Source organism: Candidatus Nitrosarchaeum limnium BG20 (genome assembly GCF_000241145.1).
In the GTDB taxonomy this organism is placed as follows: Archaea; Thermoproteota; Nitrososphaeria; order Nitrososphaerales; family Nitrosopumilaceae; genus Nitrosarchaeum; species Nitrosarchaeum limnae.
Map to the genome: position 1 here is coordinate 1 of NZ_AHJG01000032.1, position 824 is coordinate 824.

An 824-nucleotide genomic window follows, 5' to 3' on the forward strand; every position below is an offset into this window, starting at 1 on the left:
GAACAATCGGAAGTTTCCCAAATTTCTCTTTCCCCATTTGCACCAATGCAATTGCTGCAGGATGAGATGACATCTGTTCAATACTTGCAACATTTCTCAATAGAACATCATAGTTTACTCCATTCAGAGTAATGATCTCATCTATTGTTGGAGTTCCAAGTGTTATAGTACCAGTCTTGTCAAAAACTGCAACTTTTGATTTGCCAACTTGTTCTATTGCAGCTCCTGTCTTTACAATAATTCCTCTTTTTGCAGCTCTACTTATTCCACTAATAATAGCAGTAGGAGTTGCAAAGATCAATGGGCATGGAGTTGCAACTACTAAAACTGCTAAAACAGTTTCAGGATTTTTTGTGATAAACCACCCCAATACACTAATGACAATTACAATTGGTGTAAACCATACTGCATATTTATCAGCAAGTCTTTGAATAGGTGCTTTCTCTTGCTGAGCTTTTCGTACCAGTTGTACAATTTTTGAATATTGACTATTGACACTTGTTTTGCTACATGTGATCTTAAATGCATCTCCAACATTAACAGTACCACTAAAAACAGCATTACCGGATGTTTTTATTTTTGGCAATGGTTCTCCAGTTAATGCAGATTCATCAATTTCTGCAGTCCCTTCTAGAATTATTCCATCCACTGGGATTAAATCTCCAGAACGTACTAAAAGCACATCATCAATTTGGACATCTTCGACTTTGATTTGTTTTATATCTCCATCTTTTTGTAAATTTGCTATTCGTGGAGATCTTGCTAATAATGAATCTAAGGAAAAAGATGCTTTTCTAAATGCATGATCTTCTAATGCACTCCCG

Annotated in this window: 1 protein-coding gene; it reads right to left on the reverse strand. The window is 35.7% G+C overall.

Translation table 11 applies throughout. The features are described 5' to 3' along the window. On the reverse strand, positions 1-824 hold an 824-nt coding region (locus BG20_RS01215; RefSeq protein WP_010189853.1), incomplete at both ends, for an HAD-IC family P-type ATPase.